At 64.9% G+C, this 21,576-nt stretch carries 25 protein-coding genes and 1 other RNA gene; 9 read left to right on the forward strand and 17 right to left on the reverse strand.

Annotated elements, in window-relative coordinates; translation table 11 throughout:
• Positions 1 to 28: 28 nt before the first annotated feature.
• From F9929_RS07510 to rnpB, 5 genes are all read right to left on the reverse strand, one after another.
• Positions 29 to 1,753, reverse strand: coding sequence for a peptidoglycan D,D-transpeptidase FtsI family protein (locus F9929_RS07510; protein WP_152045941.1), 1,725 nt, complete (start codon positions 1,751 to 1,753; stop codon positions 29 to 31).
• Between the two features lies 1 nt (position 1,754).
• A complete protein-coding gene (ftsL, locus tag F9929_RS07515) occupies positions 1,755 to 2,099 on the reverse strand; it encodes a cell division protein FtsL (RefSeq protein WP_152045942.1) in 345 nt (114 codons plus the stop codon).
• A gap of 3 nt (positions 2,100 to 2,102) precedes the next feature.
• Positions 2,103 to 3,131, reverse strand: coding sequence for a 16S rRNA (cytosine(1402)-N(4))-methyltransferase RsmH (gene rsmH, locus F9929_RS07520; protein ID WP_152045943.1), 1,029 nt, complete (start codon positions 3,129 to 3,131; stop codon positions 2,103 to 2,105).
• The gene (gene mraZ / locus F9929_RS07525; protein WP_152045944.1) at positions 3,128 to 3,586 is read right to left on the reverse strand and encodes a division/cell wall cluster transcriptional repressor MraZ; all 459 of its coding nucleotides are present in this window, start codon (positions 3,584 to 3,586) and stop codon (positions 3,128 to 3,130) included. The genes rsmH and mraZ overlap by 4 nt, the downstream gene beginning before the upstream one ends.
• Positions 3,587 to 4,088: 502 nt before the next feature.
• Positions 4,089 to 4,496: RNase P RNA component class A (gene rnpB / locus F9929_RS07530), an RNA gene on the reverse strand.
• Between the two features lie 117 nt (positions 4,497 to 4,613).
• On the opposite strand from rnpB, the gene F9929_RS07535 reads away from it, so the two are divergent.
• Entirely contained in the window at positions 4,614 to 5,096 is a 483-nt protein-coding gene (locus tag F9929_RS07535) for a DMT family transporter (RefSeq protein ID WP_152045945.1), read from the forward strand.
• Positions 5,093 to 5,518 (forward strand): DMT family transporter, encoded by a 426-nt coding sequence (locus F9929_RS07540; protein ID WP_152045946.1) that lies wholly within the window; start codon positions 5,093 to 5,095, stop codon positions 5,516 to 5,518. The genes F9929_RS07535 and F9929_RS07540 overlap by 4 nt, the downstream gene beginning before the upstream one ends.
• A 7-nt stretch (positions 5,519 to 5,525) precedes the next feature.
• Here F9929_RS07540 and F9929_RS07545 read toward each other — a convergent pair whose 3' ends face one another.
• The 3 genes from F9929_RS07545 to F9929_RS07555 all read right to left on the reverse strand — a co-directional run bounded on the left by F9929_RS07545 (position 5,526) and on the right by F9929_RS07555 (position 7,462).
• Complete coding sequence (locus tag F9929_RS07545) at positions 5,526 to 6,281, reverse strand: peptidoglycan recognition protein family protein (protein ID WP_152045947.1); 756 nt, start codon at positions 6,279 to 6,281, stop codon at positions 5,526 to 5,528.
• Complete coding sequence (locus F9929_RS07550; protein ID WP_152045948.1) at positions 6,278 to 7,060, reverse strand: J domain-containing protein; 783 nt, start codon at positions 7,058 to 7,060, stop codon at positions 6,278 to 6,280. Before F9929_RS07550 ends, F9929_RS07545 begins: the two co-directional genes overlap by 4 nt.
• 120 nt (positions 7,061 to 7,180) lie before the next feature.
• Positions 7,181 to 7,462: a hypothetical protein gene (locus F9929_RS07555; RefSeq protein ID WP_152045949.1), complete on the reverse strand. Its 282-nt coding sequence runs from the start codon at positions 7,460 to 7,462 to the stop codon at positions 7,181 to 7,183.
• Positions 7,463 to 7,713: 251 nt separating this feature from the next.
• On the opposite strand from F9929_RS07555, the gene F9929_RS07560 reads away from it, so the two are divergent.
• From F9929_RS07560 to F9929_RS07575, 4 genes are all read left to right on the forward strand, one after another.
• Positions 7,714 to 8,472, forward strand: a complete 759-nt coding sequence (locus F9929_RS07560; RefSeq protein ID WP_152046185.1) for a glycoside hydrolase family 25 protein — start codon at positions 7,714 to 7,716, stop codon at positions 8,470 to 8,472.
• Positions 8,473 to 8,571: 99 nt separating this feature from the next.
• Positions 8,572 to 9,765 (forward strand): lytic murein transglycosylase, encoded by a 1,194-nt coding sequence (locus tag F9929_RS07565; protein ID WP_152045950.1) that lies wholly within the window; start codon positions 8,572 to 8,574, stop codon positions 9,763 to 9,765.
• 93 nt (positions 9,766 to 9,858) lie between these two features.
• Positions 9,859 to 10,140, forward strand: coding sequence for a DUF4282 domain-containing protein (locus tag F9929_RS07570; RefSeq protein ID WP_152045951.1), 282 nt, complete (start codon positions 9,859 to 9,861; stop codon positions 10,138 to 10,140).
• 89 nt (positions 10,141 to 10,229) lie between these two features.
• The gene (locus F9929_RS07575) at positions 10,230 to 10,658 is read left to right on the forward strand and encodes a DUF4112 domain-containing protein (protein WP_152045952.1); all 429 of its coding nucleotides are present in this window, start codon (positions 10,230 to 10,232) and stop codon (positions 10,656 to 10,658) included.
• A gap of 16 nt (positions 10,659 to 10,674) precedes the next feature.
• On the opposite strand, the gene F9929_RS07580 is transcribed toward F9929_RS07575, so the two are convergent.
• The 3 genes from F9929_RS07580 to F9929_RS07590 all read right to left on the reverse strand — a co-directional run bounded on the left by F9929_RS07580 (position 10,675) and on the right by F9929_RS07590 (position 14,192).
• Positions 10,675 to 11,895 (reverse strand): alanine racemase, encoded by a 1,221-nt coding sequence (locus F9929_RS07580; protein ID WP_152045953.1) that lies wholly within the window; start codon positions 11,893 to 11,895, stop codon positions 10,675 to 10,677.
• Between the two features lie 357 nt (positions 11,896 to 12,252).
• On the reverse strand, positions 12,253 to 13,170 hold the full coding sequence (gene metF, locus F9929_RS07585; protein ID WP_152045954.1) for a methylenetetrahydrofolate reductase [NAD(P)H]: 918 nt from the start codon (positions 13,168 to 13,170) through the stop codon (positions 12,253 to 12,255).
• The gene (locus tag F9929_RS07590; RefSeq protein WP_152045955.1) at positions 13,170 to 14,192 is read right to left on the reverse strand and encodes an ArsR/SmtB family transcription factor; all 1,023 of its coding nucleotides are present in this window, start codon (positions 14,190 to 14,192) and stop codon (positions 13,170 to 13,172) included. The genes metF and F9929_RS07590 overlap by 1 nt, the downstream gene beginning before the upstream one ends.
• Positions 14,193 to 14,302: 110 nt before the next feature.
• Here F9929_RS07590 and tsaA point away from each other — a divergent pair, with 110 nt between their 5' ends.
• Together tsaA and F9929_RS07600 are read left to right on the forward strand one after the other, a co-directional pair.
• Entirely contained in the window at positions 14,303 to 14,800 is a 498-nt protein-coding gene (tsaA, locus tag F9929_RS07595; protein WP_152045956.1) for a tRNA (N6-threonylcarbamoyladenosine(37)-N6)-methyltransferase TrmO, read from the forward strand.
• Positions 14,800 to 15,123 (forward strand): DUF2293 domain-containing protein, encoded by a 324-nt coding sequence (locus F9929_RS07600; RefSeq protein WP_152045957.1) that lies wholly within the window; start codon positions 14,800 to 14,802, stop codon positions 15,121 to 15,123. The genes tsaA and F9929_RS07600 overlap by 1 nt, the downstream gene beginning before the upstream one ends.
• Here the strand turns inward: F9929_RS07600 and F9929_RS07605 are convergent.
• The 5 genes from F9929_RS07605 to ettA all read right to left on the reverse strand — a co-directional run bounded on the left by F9929_RS07605 (position 15,114) and on the right by ettA (position 20,174).
• A complete protein-coding gene (locus F9929_RS07605) occupies positions 15,114 to 15,689 on the reverse strand; it encodes an MOSC domain-containing protein (RefSeq protein WP_235919103.1) in 576 nt (191 codons plus the stop codon). The two genes, F9929_RS07600 and F9929_RS07605, sit on opposite strands and share 10 nt — an antisense overlap.
• 22 nt (positions 15,690 to 15,711) lie before the next feature.
• Positions 15,712 to 16,362, reverse strand: coding sequence for a DedA family protein (locus F9929_RS07610; RefSeq protein ID WP_152045959.1), 651 nt, complete (start codon positions 16,360 to 16,362; stop codon positions 15,712 to 15,714).
• Between the two features lie 130 nt (positions 16,363 to 16,492).
• Complete coding sequence (locus F9929_RS07615; protein WP_235919106.1) at positions 16,493 to 16,864, reverse strand: response regulator; 372 nt, start codon at positions 16,862 to 16,864, stop codon at positions 16,493 to 16,495.
• Positions 16,865 to 16,895: 31 nt separating this feature from the next.
• Positions 16,896 to 18,356: a PAS domain-containing protein gene (locus F9929_RS07620; protein WP_193227649.1), complete on the reverse strand. Its 1,461-nt coding sequence runs from the start codon at positions 18,354 to 18,356 to the stop codon at positions 16,896 to 16,898.
• A 168-nt stretch (positions 18,357 to 18,524) separates the two neighbouring features.
• Positions 18,525 to 20,174, reverse strand: a complete 1,650-nt coding sequence (ettA, locus tag F9929_RS07625) for an energy-dependent translational throttle protein EttA (RefSeq protein ID WP_152045961.1) — start codon at positions 20,172 to 20,174, stop codon at positions 18,525 to 18,527.
• 66 nt (positions 20,175 to 20,240) lie between these two features.
• On the opposite strand from ettA, the gene F9929_RS07630 reads away from it, so the two are divergent.
• Positions 20,241 to 20,810 carry an MAPEG family protein gene (locus tag F9929_RS07630; RefSeq protein WP_152045962.1) on the forward strand — a complete coding sequence of 190 codons (570 nt, stop codon included), beginning with the start codon at positions 20,241 to 20,243 and terminating at the stop codon, positions 20,808 to 20,810.
• A gap of 7 nt (positions 20,811 to 20,817) precedes the next feature.
• Here F9929_RS07630 and F9929_RS07635 read toward each other — a convergent pair whose 3' ends face one another.
• On the reverse strand, positions 20,818 to 21,537 hold the full coding sequence (locus F9929_RS07635) for a ribonuclease T2 family protein (RefSeq protein ID WP_235919108.1): 720 nt from the start codon (positions 21,535 to 21,537) through the stop codon (positions 20,818 to 20,820).
• Positions 21,538 to 21,576 lie beyond the last annotated feature (39 nt).

The raw sequence follows: 21,576 nt of genomic DNA on the forward strand, positions 1-21,576 counted from the left end.
GCCGGCTCTTGCGCGTCGTTCTGACCGCTCAGTAGGACACGAGCAAGGAATTTCCTTGTTCTTTGAAGACCGGCTTCACTTTCAAAAGCGCCGCCGCGCGGCGGATGATGGCGCCGGCCGTCGGGGCCGCGTTGGCCGCGGCCTGCGCGTTGTACTTGCCTTCCTCGACCTGCGGCTCGTCCACGACGACGAGCACGACGTAGCGCGGTGCGTCGATCGGGAAGGCGGAAAGATAGGCGTTGAACTTCTTGTTGCCGCTATAGCGCCCGTTCACGACCTTTTCGGCCGTGCCCGTCTTGCCGCCGACGCGATAGCCGCTGACCTGCGCCGAGCGGCCGGAGCCGCGCTCGCCGTTGAGATCGTAGAGGTAGCGCATCTCGTCGCTGACGCGCTTCGACACGACCTGCTTCTTGATCTTGTCGGCTTCTTCCTTGGTGCGCGGCAGGAAGGTCGGCGGAATGAGGTAGCCGCCGTTCATCAAAGCCACCGCCGCGACCGCCGTCTGGAGCGGGGTCGTGGCGACGCCGTGGCCATAGGAGATCGTCATGGAATTGATCTTCTTCCAGATCTTCGGCTGGGTCGGCGTCGCGATCTCCGGCAACTCCGTCTTCATGCGCGACAGGAGACCGAGCCGCGCCAGGAAGGACTGATGCCCTTCGAGCCCGACGATATCGGCCTCATGCGCCGAACCGACGTTGGAGGAATACTGGAAGATCTCAGGCACGCTCAACGGGCGGCCCTTGGAGTGAAATTCCTTTATGGTGAAGCCCGACACCCGGAACGGGCTCGTCGGCAGAACGGTGTTCAGCGTCACCTTGCCGGAATCCAGCGCCATCGCCGTGGTGAAGCTCTTGAAGGTCGAGCCCATTTCGAACACGCCCGCCGACATGCGGTTCATGTTCTCCTTCTTCAAGGCTTCGGCCGGCTCGTTCGGATTGTAGTCCGGCAGCGAGGCCATCGCGAGGATTTCGCCCGTGTCGACGTCGATGATGACGCCGCCCGCCGCGATCGCCTTGTAGCGCACCATGGCGGCGGCGAGTTCGTCGCGCACGATGTGCTGGACGCGCAGGTCGATGGAAAGCTTGACCGGCTGGAGGTCGCTCGTGCCGGCGAGGCCGAGGTTCTGGATGTCGCGCAGGCCCTCGTCGTCGACATACTTCTCCATGCCGGCGATGCCCTGGTTGTCGACATTCACCGCGCCGATGATGTGCGACGCCGTCGGACCGCCGGGATAGAAGCGGCGCTTTTCGGTTCGGAAGCCGATGCCCGGAATGCCGAGCTGGAAGATTTCCTGCTGCTGCTTCGGGGTCAGTTCGCGCTTCAGCCAGACAAAGCCCGCGCCGCTGGCGAGCTTGGTGTGAAGCTGGCGCGGGTTGAGGTCGGGCAGAACGCCGGTCAGAAGCTCGGTCGCCTCGTCGGCGTCCAGAATGCGGCGGGGCTCGGCGAAGAGCGAGGCCGTCTTGATGTCGGTCGCCAGCACCTCGCCGTTGCGGTCCACGAGGTCCGGCCGATCGGCGACGACCTGCGCGAAACCGTGATAGGCGTCGCCGTCGTTGGGCACCACGCCGAGCCAAACCAGCCGCCCGCCGATCACGCCGTAGATGCAGCAGAAGGCGGCGATGGCGATCTTGAAGCGGCTGCGGTTCTTCGTGCCGGGCAGAGCGCGGAGCGCGGCTTCCGGCGCCTTGGCGCGCGCGGCGCCGGCGCGAAAGCGGCCGAGAAGCGGAAGCGGGCCGAGTTTCGGGAGCTTCATGTCAGCGCACCTTCGTCTTCGCGGCGTCCTTGCGCCCGGCATCCGCCTCGACCGGCTCGGGCTGCTTTTCCGGAATCTCGTTCGGCTCGGCGATCTGCTGCGGCAGCACCGGCTCCAGCGCGAGGTCGCCCTTGAAGGCCTGCGCCAGACGCTGCAGCCGGTCGGGCTGGTTGAGAAGGCTCCAGTCGGCTTCCAGAAGCGCGATGGTCTCGCGTTCGAGCTGCGCCTTGCGCTCGATGGCGGCGACCTGCGACTCGGTGGTTTCGGCCTCGTACTTGACCTTGAAGGTCCAGGCCGCCGCCGAGATCATGAGGGCGATCAGGATCGTGTCGATCGTCTTCAGCATCGCTCAGGCTCCGGCAGTCGAAAGGTGGGCGATCGTGGGAAGGGCGGCGAAGTCGAGCGCGTCGGGACCAACGCGCATCGGCGCGCCCGTCCGACGGCCGAAGCGCAGCTTGGCCGACCGGGCGCGCGGGTTCGCGGAAGTTTCCGCGTCGCCGGCGGCGATGGCCTTGTTGCGGGATTCGAAGGTGAGCGGCCGGGCGGGCGCATCGGGCAGATGGCGCGAGGTGGAGGCCATTTCGGAACGATCGCGTAGGAAGCGCTTCACGATCCGGTCCTCCAGCGAATGAAAGGACACGACCACGAGACGCCCTTCGGGTTTCAACACCCGCTCTGCCGCCACAAGCGCGCGCGCCAGTTCGCCGAGTTCGTCGTTCACATAGATGCGGAGTGCCTGAAAGACGCGAGTCGCGGGATCGATACGGTCGGTGGGAGAGCGCCCCACGGCGCGCCCGACGACTTCGGCGAGATCGAGCGTGCGCTCGAACGGGCGCTCGGCCCGCCGCGCCTCGATGGCACGCGCCGCGCGGCCCGCATGACGTTCCTCACCGAGAAAATTGAAGATCCGCGCCAGATCGCCGGACTTCAGGCGGTTCACCACATCGGCGGCGCTCGGCCCTTCGCCCGACATCCGCATGTCCAGCGGCCCGTCCTTGGCGAAGGAGAAACCACGCTCGGCCTGATCGATCTGCATGGAGGAAACGCCGACATCCAGCACGACGCCGTCGACCTTCTCGCCGTCCAGGACCTCGTCCATGTCGCCGAAGCGGGCATGAACGGCGCGCATCCGCCCTTCGAAGACCGAGGCCATGCGGCTCGCCGTCGCGAAGGCGCTCGGGTCGCGGTCGATGGCGAACACGTCCGCGCCGCGCCCGAGAATGGCGCGTGTGTAGCCGCCGGCGCCGAACGTGCCGTCGATCACCGTTTCGCCGGCCTTCGGGCGCAGCGCCTCCAGAACTTCGCCGAGCAGCACCGGAACATGGGAGACCGGTCCGCCAACGGTCGCGGCCTCAGCCGTGCCGTGATCTCCCATCATTCCGATGCCGCCCGAACGGAGGGGTCCTTGCGCATCGCCACGAGCCGCGCCCGCGCCTTGGCGCGATGCTCCTCGAAGCGCGAAGGCTCCCACAACTGAAAGAAAAGATTGCGGCCGACAAAGGCCACGCGATCCGTGATGCCCGTATGGGCACGGATGAAATCGTTGACCGTGATCCGCCCTTCCGGATCGACCTTCAGAAAGGCTCCGTCGCCATAGGCGAAGAGCGACATATCCGAATAGGTTTCCCCGAACGGGTCTTCCGCCGCCATGCGCGTTTCGTAGCGCTCGAGAAGATCCGCCCCGCCGACGTCGATCGCGGGCTCGCCCAAGGACTGCATGGCATAGAACTCCCGGAAGCCCTTCGCGGCCAGGACCTGGCGAAAGGTCGACGGGATGGAGACCCTGCCCTTCGAATCGATGCCGAGGATCGAATTTGAAAGAAATCGATCCATGCGACGCCGCGATCACCCCTTCGGTCGACTTCGGAAGGCACAGCCTTCCCGCGACATCGCACCGACCCCCGGCACGACGACGCGAAGCCGCTGCGAAGCGCGAAGCTTCGCAACCGACGATCAAGTCGAAGTTGCAATTGAAAACATTGAGAAACGGCCGAAACGGGCCAGGAAACTCTGCTTTTGGGTTAACATGGGCGCATATGGGCGTCAATGGGATCGCCTCCCCGCCGACCGTGGCGGACTCACGACCATCGAAATAAAACATCAACCTTAACAGCGAGTTAAAAAGTCTAAACCGGAGAACTAGACACAATCTCCGCGCAAGGTCGGCCGCTTGTCGCCGCGATCTGGCGTCCTCGATCTGTAAAAGGATGAGGCCGAATTCGCACTTGCGAACAAGGGCTTCCGCAGGCCAACGAACTTGCAACGACAGCGCAGGAATGCAACTTTTAGTTACATCGGGAGGGTGCCAACGATTTCGTGGCACCCGATCGGGAAAAAAGCCAGCCGGCCTGTAAGCCGGGTTCTGTCTGCGGCGCGAAGCCGCTCGGCGACCATTCCTCTGGGACGGCGCTTGCGCGCCGCCTCAAGCAACCCACCCGGACGACCGGCCCGGAGAAGGGCTGGCAGCAGAAGCCACCGCGTCGTCCCTATTCGGTCTTGCTCCCGGTGGGGTTTGCCGTGCCGCTTCCGTTGCCGGTCGCGCGGTGGGCTCTTACCCCACCGTTTCACCCTGACCCCTTCTCGAACGGCGAACCGTTCGGCGACGAGGCGGTCTGTTTTCTGTGGCACTTTCCCTGGGGTCGCCCCCGCCGGGCGTTACCCGGCACCGTTTCTCCGTGGAGCCCGGACTTTCCTCCCCCGCCGCCTTTCGGCATATGACGGGAGCGGCCGCCCAGCCGGCTGGCGCGCGTCAGGTGCTTGGTCTGGGCGCGGAAGTCAAGCACTCTTGGATCAAGCCGATTGCGCGGAACGGTGCAAAAAGGTCTGGTCCGGCCAGACGATCCCCCGAGTCGGACCCTCCATGACTTCTTCCCCCGCGCGACGCGCGAAGCCGCATCATCTCCTTGCCGCCTTCGCCACCGGCTGCCTTCTGACCCTGATGGTCCACCTCAACGGTGAACTCGCCTTTCATGGCGGAGCCCTCTTCGCGTCCTTCGTCGCCCACGGCGTCGGGATGGTCGCGGCGCTTCTCTTTCTCGCCGTCGGCTTGCGAGGAACGTCATCTGCCGGCCGCGGCGCGAGGGCTCCCTTCTGGGCTTATCTCGGTGGGCTGTCGGGCGCCGCGACAGTTATCGCCACCGCGACGGCGGTGAACACGCCGCTCGCGCTGTCGGGAACCCTCGCACTCGGTCTTGCCGGCCAGGTGTCCTTCAGCCTCGCGGCGGATCGCTGGGGTTTGTTCGGCCTCCCCGTTCGACGCCCGACATCGCGAGACTTCGCCGCCCTCGCCTGCATCCTCGCGGGCAGCGCCCTCATCATCTTCGCCGGGCGCGGCGCGGCATGAGTACTGCGATCCTTCTCGCCATTCTCGGCGGCGTTCTCGTCGGCCTCAGCCGGCAGTTGAACGGCCGCTTGAGCGTCGCGACTTCGCCGATGATCTCGTCCTTCTGGAACCATGCGGTGGGCTTCGCGGGCCTCACCCTGCTCGGTCTGGTGATCGGCGGGCTCCTGCCGCCCGGCGCGGCGAATGCGCCTTGGCAGGCCTATCTCGGCGGTCCGGTCGGCGTGGTCTTCGTCGCGGGCGGAAGCTGGGTGATTGCCCGCATCGGCGCGCTCAACACGGCGCTTCTGGTGATCGCGGGGCAAATGGTCTCGGGCGTCGCCTTCGATCTCCTGCGCGACAAGCCGGGTCACATCTGGATGAGCGCGCTCGGCGTTCTTCTGATTCTCGGCGGCGTCGCCCTCACCCAGCGCCGCCAAGGCTGAGTTCCACTCAAGCGGTCTGGGCGGGAAGCGCGCTCAGGAGCCGATGAAGCGTGGCGACGGTCGAGACATCGGCGACGCCATCCACGCGCTCCGGGCGGAAATGGCGCTGGAAAGCGAGTGTCGCGAAACGTGTGGCCTCGTCGAAGCGGCCGTTGATCTCGATCCCGTAGCCGTAGAGCGCCAGCAGTTCCTGAAAGGCGGCAACCGGCGCACCTTCATCGCCGAGCGCGATGAAGCGTCCGCCTCCGATCGGCTCGGCGGGGACAAGGTGGCCGATGCCTGCCGCATGAAGCCGGTGCCAGGGAAAAAGCTCGCCCGGGTCCTGCTTGCGCGACGGTGCGGTGTCGGAATGGGCGAGCACGTTACGAGGCTCGATCGGCCAACGCGAAAGTACGTCGCGGCAGAGTTCGATCAGGCGCTCGATCTGCGCCTCGGGAAAAGCGCGATAGCCGAATTCATGGCCGGGATTGACGATCTCAATGCCGATCGAGCGCGAATTGACATCCTCCCGCCCCTGCCACTTTCCAGCGCCCGCATGCCACGCGCGGGATGCCTCGCGAACGAGCTGCACCACGCGCCCATCCTCGTGGACCAGATAATGGCAGGAAACCTTGGATACCGGCATGGCCAGCCATTTCGCGGCCTTCTGCCCATCCTCCATACCGGTATAATGCAGCATCAGGATGTCCGGCGCGGAAACCTGACGCTCGTCGAAGTTGGGGGACGGGAGAACCTCGTCGACGAGGGGGCTGTCTGGCGTCATGCGGCGCGGGCCTTGGCGACGCTTTCATAGGCAGCGTTGATCGCCTTCATCCGTTCGGTGCCGATCGCCAGGAACTCGGCGGGAACGCCGCGGGCCGCCAAGCGGTCGGGATGGTTCTCTCGCACGAGTTCGAGATATCGCGCACGGATTTGCGGGAGACTGTCCGAGGGCGATACGCCGAGAATCGCATAATCACCTGCTTCGCCATGCGCGACGTGCCGGTTCTCGATCGCCGCATATTCGCCCTCCGTCAGGTGAAACACCTCGGCGACGCGCTGGAGAAAGGCGCGCTCGCGCTCATGCACCACGCCATCGGCTTTCGCGATGTGGAACAAGCCGTCGAGAACGTCGAAAAGAAGCTGGCAGTGCTCCTGCCCTTCCGAGCAGAGCGTGGTGATGCGCGAGGCGTAGCTTTCGAAGCCGGCCGTGTCCTGTTTGGCGAGGTCGTAGAGGCGGAAGACGTTGCGCAACTCTTCCGGCGGGATTTCGAAGATCCGTTGGAATGCCGCGACCTCGGAGGCTGCGACCACGCCGTCGGCTTTCGCCATCTTGGCGGAAAGGGCGATCATCGCGACGGAAAAGGCGACGCGCCGCCGCGTCTCGCGGTCACCGCTGAAAAGCGCATGGACGCTTTCCACCATCGCTTCGATGCTTTCGCGCCCGCGCGCGGAAAGCGCCCGCAGAAGAATGCCGATCCGCTCGATGATGCCGAGCTGACGGCCCTCCTCGATGAGGTCGAGGGCGCGCGAGCCCTGGCTGTCTTCGGTCGCGTCTGTCATGGCCGGCAGATAGCATGTGCTCGAGGAGCGGCGCCATCGGTTCGACGCCCGGTCTGAACGCGAAACGCCCGGCGAAACCGCCGGGCGCTCCATGAAGGCGACATTGACTGCCGCGTGAACTTACGGTGCCGGAGCGGTGCCGGTGCCAGTGCCGGTCGTGCCCGTTGCGCCGCCGGAAGGCGCCATCGCGCCGCCGGTGGTCGTTCCGGTGCTCGCGGGAGGCGTGGTGCTCGTTCCGCTGGCGGCCGGCGGGGTGGTGCTCGCCGGCGGCGTGGACGTGCTGCTGCTATTGTCAGAGCAGGCGCCCAGCGCGAGCAAGCCAGCCGCGGCGAGGGAAAGTCCGAGCTTCTTCACGATGCGTTCTCCAATCCTCTTTTTCGCTTTGCCGACGCTTTGGAACATCGGACTCCGCGTTCGGTTTTCTACGATCACACGAATGGGAATGCCTTTTGCTCCCGTTTGTTCCTTTCCGGCTATCCGAGTGCCCAAGATTCGCGCTTCCTCTGCCTACGCCGCAGGCGAAGGCCTGAGGAAAGCGGGCTCGGCCATGGTGCGCTATCGCGGCATGGCAGCCGCGCAGGGTGCAACGACGAAGGGTCACGCGAAGCATGGCAAAGGCTGGAACCAGGACGATCGGCGACACGCTCGGTTTCATGCGCCTTTCCGTTCTCGGCCTCGTTGCCGCGTTGACGCTTCTCGGCGGTTGCACCTCCGCGACGCTGGACGCCGCGGATCTCGGGCTCGCCGGCGTTTCGGGAAGCAGCCCGCAGCATTATCCCGTTCACGGCATCGACGTGTCGAAGTACCAGCGCGACGTGGATTGGGAAGCGGTGCGCCGGGGCGGCGTCGCCTTCGCGTTCATCAAGTCCACGGAAGGCGGCGACCGCGTGGACAGCCGCTTTCGCGAGAACTGGGACGCGGCCCGTGCCGCAGCCGTTCCGCGCGGCGCTTATCACTTCTTCTACCATTGCCGCAGCGGGCGCGAGCAGGCCAAGTGGTTCATCGCCAACGTGCCGCGCGACCCGCAGGCGCTGCCGCCGGTTCTCGACGTGGAATGGACGCCGGACTCGCCGACCTGCACCCGCCGCCCTGCCCGCGACGAACTCGTGCGCGAAATGCAGGACTTCCTCGACCTCGTGGAAGCGCATTACGGCGTGCGGCCGATCCTCTATATTCCGATCGACGTTCACCGGGACCGGCTGGTCGGCGCCTTTCCGCGCTACGAGTTCTGGCTGCGCGCGGTCAAAGATCACCCGACCGCCGTCTACGAGGACCGCCCGTTCCGCTTCTGGCAATGGACGGCGACGGGAACGGTGCCGGGCATTTCGGGCGAGGTCGATCGCAACGCCTTTTCCGGCACGAAGGAGGATTGGGCGAAATGGTTGAAGGCGCGGCGTCCGCGCTCGAACTGATCGCGAGGGGGTAACTTCTTCTCGCCCCATCTTGCCGCCACGGGTCGCGGACGATACCGAACGTGTCGACTTCCTTCGCGGCGCTCGGGTTTTTTCATCATGCCTTCTGCACGTTCCTTAGCGGCTTCGCTCGCGTTTCTTCTGGCGGGCGCGTCCTTGGCCTCGGCGCAAACCCCAGCCTGCGGCGGAGACTTTTCCACCTTCGTGGAAGGCGTGAAAACGGAAGCGCTCGCCGCCGGCATTTCCAAGGAAACGGTGGACCTGACGGCATCGCGCATGCGCGAAGACCCGAAGGTCCTGGCGCGCGACCGCAGCCAAACGGTGTTCACGCAGACCTGGGGCGAGTTCGCGGGCCGCATGGTGAACGGCTACCGCCTGAAGGCCGGCAAGCAGAACCTCGAAAAATACGCCGCCGTCTTCGAGCGCGTGGAAGCCGAAACCGGTGTTCCGGGCCCGGCCATCGCCGCCTTCTGGGGACTCGAGACCGACTACGGCGCGGTGCTCGGTGATTTCGATACCTTGGCGGCCCTCTCCACCCTCGCCCACGATTGCCGCCGGCCGGACCTTTTCCGGCCGCACCTCATCGCCGCCATGAAGGTCGTGGATGCCGGTTATCTGAAGCCGGAAGACATGAAGGGCGCCTGGGCCGGGGAACTTGGCCAAACCCAGATCCTGCCGGAGGAGTATCTGAAGTTCGGCACGGACGGCGACAATAACGGCTCGGTGAATCTCCTCACCGACGCGCCGGACGTTCTGGCGACCACGGGCAAGTTCATGGCCTCGCTCGGCTGGCGTCGCGGCGAGCCGTGGCTGGAGCCGATCCGCCTGCCGGAAAACTTCCCCTGGGACCGCGCGGCGCTTGCCAACAAGGAACCGCGCAGCGCGCTGGCCGCTCTCGGCGTGACCAAGGCGGACGGCTCGGCCCTGGAAACCGACGCCCTCACGGCCTCGGTTCTCCTGCCGATGGGCCGGAAGGGACCGGCCTTCCTCGCTTTCCCGAACTTCGACGTGTTCCTCGAATGGAACAACTCGCTCGTTTATTCCCTCACCGCCGGCTATTTCGCGACCCGGCTCGCCGGGGCCACGCCCGTCGACATGGGCGCGCCCGAACCCGGACTGTCGCTCGACGAGATGAAGGCGCTTCAGGAGAAGCTGGCGGCGCGCGGCTACGAGGTCGGCAAGGTCGACGGCATTCTGGGCGGCAACACCCGCGAAGCGGTTCGACGCGAGCAGACCCGCCTCGGGCTTCCGGCGGATGGCTGGCCGACCGGAGCGCTTCTTTCGGCGATGTGAGGTCGTCGCCAACGCTGAAAAGGCAATTGCATCCCTTCCGCGAATCACATTCTCTGGTTGCAATGCGCCAAAGGGATCGGCGCGGAGGGGGCCATGAAGGACTTTTTCGGTTTCGAGCGGCTGATCGCCACGACGATCATCAAGGTCGCCTATTGGATAGGCCTCGGAGCGATCGCGCTTTTCGGCATCCTCAGCTTTATCGGCCTGTTGTTCGCGGAAGGGTCTGCAACCGCCTTCCTCGTTCCCTTCGGCATGGCCTTCGCGGCTTTGATTTGGCGGCTCACTTGCGAGCTCTACATCGTTGTCTTCGGAATCCATGAGCGGCTGGGCGCGATCCGGGACGCGGTTTCCGCGAAACCCGTCGGGCAGCGCTGAGCCGAGCAGCACGGCAGCGCTTTTGTCTGCGACGTTCCATCCCCATATGCGTGGAGACGCCTCGCCGTGAGGCCGACCGGAGAAACGGGATGACGACCGCAAGCTCGATCCACTTCGACACCCCTGCCGAAGCCGACAAGCTGCGGCGGCTGACGCGCATCTCGCGCTTGGCGCGGTTGATGGACACCGCCGTTCATCTGCCCGGAACGAACGTCCGCTTCGGCCTCGACAGTGTGATCGGTCTCGTTCCCGGCATCGGCGACGCCGCCGGCGGGTTGATCGGCCTCTACATCATCAACGAGGGGCGACGGCTCGGCCTGCCGAAATCCAAGCTGATGCGCATGGTCGCCAATGTCGCGATCGACACTGCCGTCGGCTCCGTGCCGCTGGCGGGCGACGTCTTCGACGTCTACTTCAAGTCGCACAAGCGCAACGCCAACATCATCCTCGACCATTTCGGCGACATACGCACCGACTTGGACGACCGCCTGATGAAGGACATCACGCCGAGGCGCTAACGCGAAGGCCGGCTTCTCAATCCGCCATCGTTTCCAGGCTGGCGTAGCCCTCCGGGGCTTCGCCGGCGTCGAAGGGCGTGGTCACCTCCACGAACGTATCCGGATAGAAGCCGTTGAACCGGGTGCGCAGCGACAGCGAGTAGGCGCCGATATGGCCGATCTCGATCCAGTCGCCGGTGTCCACTGTTTCGGGCAGCCAGAAGGGCCGCGACAGGATGTCGACCGAATCGCAGGTCGCACCGCAGACGCGGAAAGCCGTGATCTTGGCCGGATCGCCGTTGCGCCGCTTGCGCGCGGGGTCGGGAATGAAGCGCGCCGGCAGCGTGATCTTCCCGGTCCATGAATCGGACAAGGATGCCCAGATGCCGTCGTTGATGTAAAGACGGCGGCCTTTGCGCAGCAGCACGCGCACGATCAGCGAAAAAGCGCGCGCCACCACGACGCGGCCGGGCTCGGCCACGAGCGGCACGTCGGAAAAGCCGTGTTCCTCGATATCGGTGCGGAGGCGCCCCATGATTTCGCCAAGCGACGGCATGTCGGGTTTGCGCTTGCGCGGATCATGGCCGTATTCGGCCGGAAAGCCGCCGCCGACATCGAGCCCGGCGAGTGGCACGTTGGCGCGCGAACGCACCCAGCTCGCCGAAGCCAGCGCCCGCTCGTAGGTTTCCGGCTCCTCGATCTGCGAGCCGACATGAAAGCAGAGCCCGACCTTGAAACCGATATTGTGACAGCGCTGCAGGAGTTCCACGGCATGGGCGGGCGCCGCGCCGAACTTCTTGGAAAGCTCGTAGGCCGCATGGCCCTTCGTCTGGAGGCGGATGAACAGCGTGATGGTGGACGGGTCGAGATCGAGCGCGCGCACGATGCGCAGGATCTTCGCCACCTCGTCCTCGTGGTCCAGCGACATGGTGCGGATGCCGTAGGTCTGAAGCGCGAGGTTGATGTCGGACTGCGCCTTGATCGGGTGCATGTAGAGCATCGTCGCCTTCGGCGCGACGGCCCGCACATCGGCGAACTCGCCCGGCGAGGCGACATCGAAGGTGTCGACGCCGGCCTTGGCCAATGTTTCCAGAACGAGACGCTCGCCGTTGGTCTTCACCGCATAGGCGGTCTCACCGGGAAAGGCCGCCATGAAGTTCCTGGCATCCTGCGTCAGCACATCCGGGCGGAAGCAGTAGATGGGCGCATCCGGCCGAAGCGCCATGGCGGCGTCCTGCGCGGTGGGGAATCGCTGCATCGATGGCCTTTCTGACGGTCGATCCGGGTTCCGAGCCCGCCCCTCGCATGGGAAAGCGTCACATGCAACGTCTGCCGGCTCGCGAGGCCGGCTTCGTTCGCCGGCGCAGAACTCGAAACCATCGGGCTGGGGATAGAAGCTGCCCAGCCGCGCGGCGATCCGCGAACTGTCTTTACCTTTAAGAAATGTTTGTTAATCTTTCGTCATCAGGCTGGGAGGGACGCATGCTTCTGACACGGTCCTTGAATGCCCTGATGGTGTCGGCCGCTTTTGCCTTCGTGGCGGCGGCGATCGTCGGGCTTCTGCCTTAAGGACGAAAGGGCCGGAGCGTCTCCCGATGCTCCGGCCCTTTCCGACTCAGGCGGCCGCCGCTGCCGTTGCCGCTTCCAGCGATGTCGCGGATGCCGGGCGCAGGCCCAGAATGTGGCAGATCGAGTAAACCAGATCGGCCCGGTTCATCGTGTAGAAATGGAAGTCGCGGATACCGCGATCGGCAAGGTCCAGCACCTGCTCGGCGCAAACGGCGGCGGCGACGTGGCTATGCGTCTGCGGATCGTTTTCCAGCCCCTCGAAACGCGCGGCAAGCCAGGCGGGGATCGTCGTCCCGCAGCCTTCGGCGAAGCGCGCGATCTTGGTGAAGTCGTGGATGGGCGCGATGCCCGGCACGATCGGCACATAGATGCCGGCCCGGCGAACGCGCTCCACGAACTTCTCGTAGACATCGTTGTCGAAGAAGAACTGCGTGATCGCCCGGCAGGCTCCGTTGTCCACCTTGCGCTTCAGAAGTTCGATATCGGTGGCAAAATCCGAGCTTTCGGGGTGCTTCTCCGGATAGGCCGAAACCGAAACCTCGATCTCCTCGTCGATCGCCTTGATGCCGGCCACAAGATCGGCGGAACTCTGGTAGCCATCGGGATGGGGGGCATATTTTCCGCCAACGCCGGTTTGGCTGTCGCCGCGCAGGGCAACGAAATGGCGAACGCCCGTTTCGTGATATTGCCGAATCACGGCGTCGATCTCGACCCGGCTGGCATCGACGCAGGTCAGATGCGCGGCCGGCACCAGCTTCGTCTCGTCCAGAAGGCGCTTCACCGTCTGGTGCGTGCGCTCGCGCGTCGAGCCGCCTGCCCCGTATGTCACCGACACGAAGCTCGGCGACAGCGGTTCGAGACGCTCGATCGCAGACCAGAGCCCGGCTTCCATACGCTCGGTCTTGGGCGGAAAGAACTCGAACGAAACGCGGAGCTTGTCACGCGAAGGAATATTCTGCGGCATCAGGACGCTCGTTCGAAGCGGTGGGAAAGGGACGGATCGGATTGGGTGGCGGGCAGGCGCCGGTTCTCGGCGACGACGACCACTACCGTCAGGCGGCCGGCATTCTCGCCGGCCGGCACCAGAAGACGCGTCGACACGACGTCGAGCCCCGCTTCCTCCAGATAGAAGGACAGCGTTTCGGGCGCGAAACCGAGCCGCTGATGGGCCTCGTCGTTTCGCAGGAACTCAAGATCGTGCGGCGCGAAATCCACGATGGCGAGAAGACCGGACGGACGCAGCATGGACGCCGCTTCCCGCACGGCCGCCGCCGGATCGTCGAGATAATGCAGGACCTGATGAACCGTCACCAGATCGAAGCTCGACCGGGGCAGCGGCAGGCAATAGCAATCGCCCTGGCGCACCTGCGCGTTCTGGATGCCCGCCGCATCGAGCTTGGCGCGCGCCACCTGAAGCATTTCGCGCGACGCATCGACGCCGACGACGCGCGACGCGCGCGGCGACAAAAGTTCGATCAGCCGCCCCGTCCCCGTGCCGATATCGAGATGATCGTCGAACCGCCGCTGCCCAAGTGCGGATAGGAGCGCCGCTTCCACATCCGCATCCGCGACATGGAGGAGACGCAGCCGATCCCAGCGCTCGGCATTTTCGGCGAAATAGCCCGCGGCCTTTGCCGCGCGCTCGCGCCGGATGGCTTCCAGCCGCTCGGCATCGCGCGTCAGAACGGGATCATCCTGCCCGAGCCGCCCTAGAATGGCTCTCGCCACCCCGGCGGCCGCGAACCCGTCGCCGAGTCGGAAATAGGCCCAGGCACCCTCCTGATAGCGCGACAGCACCCCGGACTCGACCAAAAGGCGCAGATGCCGGGAGATCCGGGGCTGCGACTGGCCGAGAATGGCGGTAAGGTCGGACACCGTCAGATCATAGCTAGCCAGAAGCCGAACCAGCCGCAGCCGCGTCGGTTCGCCAAGGGCTTTCAGCACCTCGACCGATGCGTCGAAAGAAAGGTCGGCTTGGTCGAGCATTCCGGGCCCACGGCTTGATATAAAGATATCTTTATATGTGGTTTCCCAGCGATGCAAGCGCGGCGTTGTGGAAGCGTTGACCGCGTCGCACCGGTCGGCGACAAACGGCTATGAATGCAAACGACACCGACCTTCGCGAAGGCGAAGTGCGATTCATCAATGAGGCGCCATTCGCGCCCGACGGGCAACTCCGCTTCATCGGTCGCGTGCGATCGCCATGGCGGTCTCGTTCGGATTGCCCGAAGAATCTGCGCGAAGCACGGGAGCGAGGTGGCAGCGCGCTTCTCGAGATCGCGGCGCCCTACCGGCCCGCCCTTTCCGGCCTCGCCCCCGGTCAATGGATCATGCTTCTCACCTGGCTCCATGAGGCCCGGCGCGACCTTGCGCTGCAAGCGCCGAGACATGCCGCTGAGCCGCGCGGTACGTTCTCGCTGCGCTCGCCGGTCAGGCCGAACCCGATCGGTCTTCATCTCGTGCGCATCGTCGGCCTCGACGCATCCACCGGTTCGATCGCGATCGACGCGGTGGACGTCCTCGACGGAACACCGCTCCTCGACATCAAGCCTTATCTGCCGAGCGTCGACATTCCGCCGATGGAAGCGGACTGATGGCGACCGAACGCCAGCGTGCCATCGCCAAGCTTTTGACGGCCACCGTGCCCTTGGCGCCCTTTCTCGATGCCGAGGCCATTCGCGAAGCGGCGGCGTCGCGGCACATGCGCGCCTTGTCTCCCGGCGCGGCACTGTGGCTCGCGCTGATCGCCCATGTCCGCCATGCCCATACCGACTACGACGCGCTGATGGACGACGGCGATGACCGCGACGCGGCGCGGTTCTTCGTGGTGGACGACATCAACGCGGTTCTCGACCGATGGGGCTCGACCCGGCATCTTGAACCCGGCACCGACGAGGAAGATGAGCCTCAGGCATAAAGCCATTGCTGCGGCAGATGCGCCTCGAAGGTCTCGCCCACCGTGACCCGACCGGGTTTCTCGACCCAAGAGACCAACCCGCGACGGTGCCGGGCGGCCTTGGCGAAGCCGAACTCGATATCACGGCGGTGGGGATGATGCTTGGCGATGCTGCGCGCCGAAGCGCGGCACGGCGCGTTGTCGCCGTCGATCTTCACCACCGCGCCGTTCGCAAAGAACAGGAGGGTGCGAGGCGGCAGCCAGGAAAGATCGGCGATGCCCTCCACCAGCATGTTGCCGCCGATCCATTCGGGCCGGATTTCGGGCACTGCCAGCGCCTCGGCTATTTTTCCCAGTTCGTCCGGAGCCAGGATGGAGAGTTGGCGTTCGTTGCGCAGCTCCGTGCCGCGCGGGTACCACGGTTCCCGCCCGCCGGAGCGCCGCGTCGATCCGGAATGCTTGTCGCCCGGAATGCCGTCGAAGGTCAGATCGAGGCAGTCGACCGCTTCCGTGACGAAGCTCTTCGACGGCGCGTGGTAAAGCCCGGCGAGCCGCCCTTTCAAGCGGCGCCTCGCCAAGCGGACCATCCCCTCCGCCATTCCGGCCCCGTCAGTCGTGGAGATGCGGCGCTTCGTTCGACTTCAGATCCACGGGCGTGCGGCGCTGCCCTGGCTTGAAGGTGACGACGCGATAAAGATACAGCACCACCACGCCGATGATCACTGCGTTCGACACCGGGCCGACATAACCGTCGATCGCTTCGTAGTTCTGGCCGAGCATGTAGCCGGCGATGGCAAGGCCCGCCGTCCAAACGAGCGTGCCGACGGCCGACACGGCGAGAAACATCCAGAACGGCATGCGCGACAGCCCGGCCGGCACCGAAATCAGCGTGCGAACGGTCGGCACGAGGCGGCCGAAGGAAACCGCCCAATAACCGTAGCGGCGGAACCAGCGGTCGGCGGCCTCCACGTCCTCCGGCGTCATGGTCATCCAGCGACCGTAGCGCTCGGCCAGCCAGATGATGCGCTTTTCGCCGAAGGCATAGCCGAGATAATACCAGGGGATAATGCCGAGAAGAGATCCGATCGTGCCGGCGACGATCACCGTCGCGAGCGACATCTCGCCGGTCGCCGCCTGATACCCGGCCAGCGGCATGATGATCTCGGAGGGGATCGGGGGGAAGATGTTCTCCAGAAACATCAGGAGCCCGATGCCGAAGGCGCCGAGCGACTCCATGAGGTGCCTGACGAAGACATCCATTCGCGATCCGTCCTTCCTTCAACGCACGCGCCGATGCGCGGAGGGGCATGTTTGGCCGAGGTCTTGCTGCGATGCAACAGGCCGGCCGTTCAATCGGATGAGAGGCGCGGCTAGGACGCCTTGACGAAAGTCAGCGCGCGCCGGTCTTCGCGGCCAAAGCCGAACCGATATGAAGTTCCAGTTCGGACGCCGTGTAGGGTTTCTGCACGATCGGGCAGTCATGCCAGACCTCGTCCACGCCGGCCCGCCCATAGCCAGTGGCGAACACGAGCGGAACGCCGCGCTGGCGAAGCTTCTCGGCGATCGGATAGACCTTGTCGCCAGCGATGTTCACGTCGAGAACCGCGAAATCGATCTGCGGCAACTGCTCAGCCATCTCGACACCACGATTGACGCGCATCGCGAGCCCGACCAGTTCGCAGCCGAACTCGTAGAGCATGTCCTCGAGCTGCATGGCGACGAGCGACTCGTCCTCCACGGCCAGAACCTTCAGGCCGGACAACCCTCCCGGCGTCCCAGCCTTGCTTGGTATTTTACCCCCCAACGTCGCCGACCTCTGCAACCGCTACCTGAATGCGGCAAATGAGGCCCGTCGCGCCGAGTTCAAGGGCAAAATCGCCGTCCAGTTCGCCTTCGATCACGCGTTCCAGCGTGCGCATCCCCAAGCCGCGCGGCCATTCCTGGGGCGACGAGAAGTTGCCGCTTTCGCTCCATTCGATGTCGAGACGAGGCTCGCCCTCGCCGAGCATCACATCCCACCGGACCTCCAGCGAGCCGCCATCGACGGACAACGCGCCGTATTTGACGGCATTGCTGGCGAGTTCATGGAACACCATCGCAAACGCGATGGCGGCGCGCGGCGTGAGGGCGACGGCCGGTCCGTGCGTCGTCACCCTCGCCGTGCCGAAAGCGTTCACCTCCTGGTGGAGAAGGGTGTCGAGCCCGATCTTCTCCCAATGGCGGTCGCTGATGATGTCGTGAACGTTGGACAGCGCCTTGATCCGCGCTTCGAACGCGTCGAGGCCGTGGCGGTCGGCATTGCGGAAGCTGCGGCGGGCAATCGACTGCACCGTCGACAACGTGTTCTTCACGCGGTGATTCAACTCGTCCAACAGAAGGCGCTGGCGATGAAGCGTGCGGTACTGATCGGTCCGGTCGGTTCCCTGCACGAAGACGCCGCTGACCTTGCCGTCACCGTCGCGGATCGGCTGGTAGTGGAAGTCGAGAAAGGCTTCTCGCGGCGCTTCGTTCGGCCCCTCGTTCAGGACAACGCGCACGCCCTCCCCGCTTTCGGAATGACCCGTGCCATAGACGTTGTCGAGCAAGGTCGTGAACTTCTGCTCGACGACCTCCGGAAACACCTCGCGCACCGTCAGACCATCCAGCGGCCGGTTGCCGGTGAAATGCCGGTAGGCGTCGTTAGCGAAGGAAAAGCGATGGTCCGGTCCCGATAGGATCGCGATCATGCTCGGCGCCTGGACGAACATGCGACGAAATTCGGCGCTGGCGGCGAGCGATTCCTCGTAGGCGCGCTCGACTTCCCGAGCCCGCTGCAGAACGTGAATGCTGCGCGAGGGCAGCGCGACGCCCTCGCCGCTCTGCCGTCCTGGCATAAGTTCGGTCACATCGACGGTGTTCTGAAGGACGAAAGCCGTTTGCCCTCGCTCGTCGATGAGGGGCGTATGGATGGCCGTCCAGTAACGCTCCTGAAAACCGCCGCCTTCGGAAGCCGGCAAGGGCGTGGCATAGGGAATGAAGGCCAGCGTGTCGCTGCAACCGGTTTCAAGGACCTTGCGAAGCGATTTCCGCAGCCGCTCTCCCTCGACGCCATCATTGGGAAACAGATCGAACAGGTTTCGGCCTATCAGCGCCGCCGAAGGCATCTTGACGGTCGCCTCATAGGCTCTGTTCACGGCGACGAAATTCATCTCGGCATCGAGCACCATGTAGGGGCTCGGCAGTTCGAGAAAGAGGCTCTGGAAGTCGATCACCACACGCAAAGTCCGGACGACATGCTTCCCGACGAAAGCAGGAACCTGACCGGATTATAGGCCGGCTGACGAATATGACAGGGTGCGGCGCGAGAATCTGACGCGCTCCCATCAAACCCTGTTCGCGCAACATACGGCCGCGGCACTCGAAATCCGCGGCCGTATGAGGGTTCAGCGCGTCAAGCGCTTGTAGGTCGGCCGCTTCGGATTGACGGATTCCGGACCGAGCCGCCGGATCTTGTCTTCCTCGTAATCGGCGAAGTTGCCCTCGAACCATTCGACATGGCTGTCGCCCTCGAAGGCGAGAATGTGCGTCGCCAGACGATCCAGGAACATGCGATCGTGGCTGATCACCACGGCGCAGCCGGCGTAATCCTCCAGCGCATCCTCCAGCGCGGTCAGGGTTTCGGTGTCGAGGTCGTTGGTCGGCTCGTCCAGAAGAATGACGTTCGAGCCGGACTTCAGCATCTTGGCCAGATGGACGCGGTTGCGCTGGCCGCCCGACAAGGTGCCGACCTTCTGCTGCTGGTCCGTGCCCTTGAAGTTGAAGTTGCCGACATAAGCGCGGCTGTTCATCTCGTACTTGCCGAGCTTCAGGATATCGACGCCGCCGGAAATTTCTTCCCAGACGTTCTTCGCCCCGTCCAGATGGTCGCGGCTCTGGTCGACATAGCCGAGCGACACCGTGTCGCCGACGGAAATCTGCCCGTCGTCCGGCTGTTCCTGGCCGGTAATCATCTTGAACAGGGTGGATTTGCCCGCGCCGTTCGGCCCGATGATGCCGACGATGCCGCCGGGCGGCAGCCTGAAGGACAGGTTCTCGATGAGAACGCGGTCGCCGTAGCTCTTGGTGAGATTGTTGATCTCGATGACCTTGGTGCCCAGACGCTCGCCCGTCGGGATGACGATGCGCCCGTCCGCCGGCTTCCTCTGCTCGGCGCGCTCCACGAGATCGTTATAGGCCTGAATGCGGGCTTTCGACTTCGTCTGCCGGGCCTTGGCACCCTGGCTGATCCATTCGCGCTCGCGCGAGATGGCGCGCTGACGGTTGTCGTCCTCGCGGCCCTCCTGCAGCATGCGCTTGGCCTTCTTCTCGAGATAGATCGAGTAGTTGCCCTCGTAGGGGATGCCGCGACCGCGATCGAGTTCCAGAATCCAGCCGGTGACGTTGTCGAGGAAGTAGCGATCGTGGGTGACCATCAGGACGGCGCCTTCGTAGTCGCGAAGGTGCTTTTCCAGCCAGGCGATGGTCTCGGCATCGAGATGGTTGGTGGGCTCGTCCAGAAGCAGGATCTCGGGCTTGGACAGGAGAAGCTGGCAGAGCGCGATACGGCGGCGCTCGCCGCCCGACAGGGTTGAAACGTCGGCATCCTTCGGCGGACAGCGCAGGGCTTCCATCGCCATCTCGACCTGCGGCTCGAGATCCCAGAGATTCTGCGCGTCGATGATGTCCTGGAGCTTCGCCCCCTCCTCGGCCGTCTCGTCCGAGTAGTTCATCATCAGTTCGTTGTAGCGGTCGAGGATCGCCTGCTTGTCGGCGACGCCGAGCATGACGTTCTCGAACGCGGTCTTGGTGGGATCGAGGTGCGGCTCCTGCGGCAGGTAGCCGACCTTCGCGCCTTCGGCGGCCCAGGCTTCGCCGGTATATTCCTTGTCCTCGCCGGACATGATCTTCAGGAGCGTCGACTTACCCGAGCCGTTCGGACCCAGAATGCCGATCTTGGCGTTCGGGTAGAAGGACAAGTGGATGTCGTCGAGGATCTTCTTGTTGCCATAGGCCTTCTTGAGGCCCGACATATGGTAGATGTACTGGCGTGCCATTGCGCGCGAGGGCTCCGCATTCGGGGGCATTCGGGATCTGCGCCGTAATTAAGTGATCAGGCGGCGATGAGCAACAAAGGCTTGGGGGAATCCGACATATCGGCCTTCGCCGGCACGCAACGCGGGGTCGCGGCCGGCATGGCGGCGGGCCTTCTGGCATCCCTTGCCTTCGTCACCCTTGGGGTCGCGATCCTGCCATCGCCGGTGCCGGAAGGAGCCACCGCAGCCGACGCATTGTCCGCAATCCTGCCATGGCTCGCCGTTCTGGCCTTGCCGCTGACGGGCGGTGTCGCAGCGGTCGCCGCGCAGCGCTTCTTCGATCCGGCGGCGATGGAAGTCCGCGAAACGGAGGAAAACCGCCGGCTCACTGACGCGAAAGCGTTTCTCCAGAACACGGTGGAACAAACGCTTATGGCGAGCCTCTCCTCCGTGGCGCTGACGGCCAGCCTGCCCCATCGCTGGCTTGCCGTCGTGCCGCTCCTCGCGGTCTGGTTCGTGTTCGCCCGCATAGCCTTCCGTATCGGTCAGCCGAGGGGCGCCGTCGCGCGCTCCTTCGGCTTTGCCGCGAGTTTCTATCCGAGCATCCTTGGCCTTCTCGCCGCGATCCTGTCGATGGTCGCCTCGGCGATGTCCTGACGAACGCTCACTGCAAGCCCGCAGGATCGACGATCCCGTCGGGACAGCCGGGCTTGGTCGGGCGGGAAGCGAGGATGAGTTTCGGCAGATCCGGCTGGGGGCCGATATCTCCGACGAGCCCGATCGTCAGCTCGTCCACCAGACGACGGCCGCCGTCCTGACGGCACGACACGCGCACCCGCTCGCCCGCACCTTTGCCGAAAGCCTGATCGAAAGCCGCGCGGATTTCCTCGGTGCTCACTTCCCCACCGCGCTTGGCCGCGAAAAGAGCCCCGACCGGCGAGGCGTTGATCGCATCCAGAAGCGCGATCGATTCGCCGTAATATTCGTCCGCTGTTCCGCCATAGCAACTGCCGTGCCTTGCCCATTCGTGCCGATCGAGCCCCGATTGCGTGCCCGGCATGGCCGCTTCGAGCCGTCCGCGAACGGCGTTCGAAAGCGCCGGCGCGGGAAGCTCGCTCCACTTCTGGCCCTTCAGCCCGGCAGCTTCGCCGCAATATTGGCGGCTGCGCGGTTGCGGCCAAAGCCCGTGCAAGGAAAAGCGGGAAGCATCGGCGCGGGCGTCGGTCTGGCTTCGGCATTCGGGCCTGCCCGGCTGCCCTTCGCAGAAAGCCGGCTGCCAACTGATCGCAAGGACGTTTCGAACGGATGGACCACGACGCTCCTCCGCATCGGCCGCCACGACGGCGAGCGACAGGGCCACGAGGCAGAACAGGAAATGTCGCATCATCCGCATCCAAGCCGGAACATAGCGTAAACATCTGCG

The sequence above is a fragment of the Aureimonas psammosilenae genome, assembly GCF_009176975.1.
Classification (GTDB): Bacteria; Pseudomonadota; Alphaproteobacteria; order Rhizobiales; family Rhizobiaceae; genus Plantimonas; species Plantimonas psammosilenae.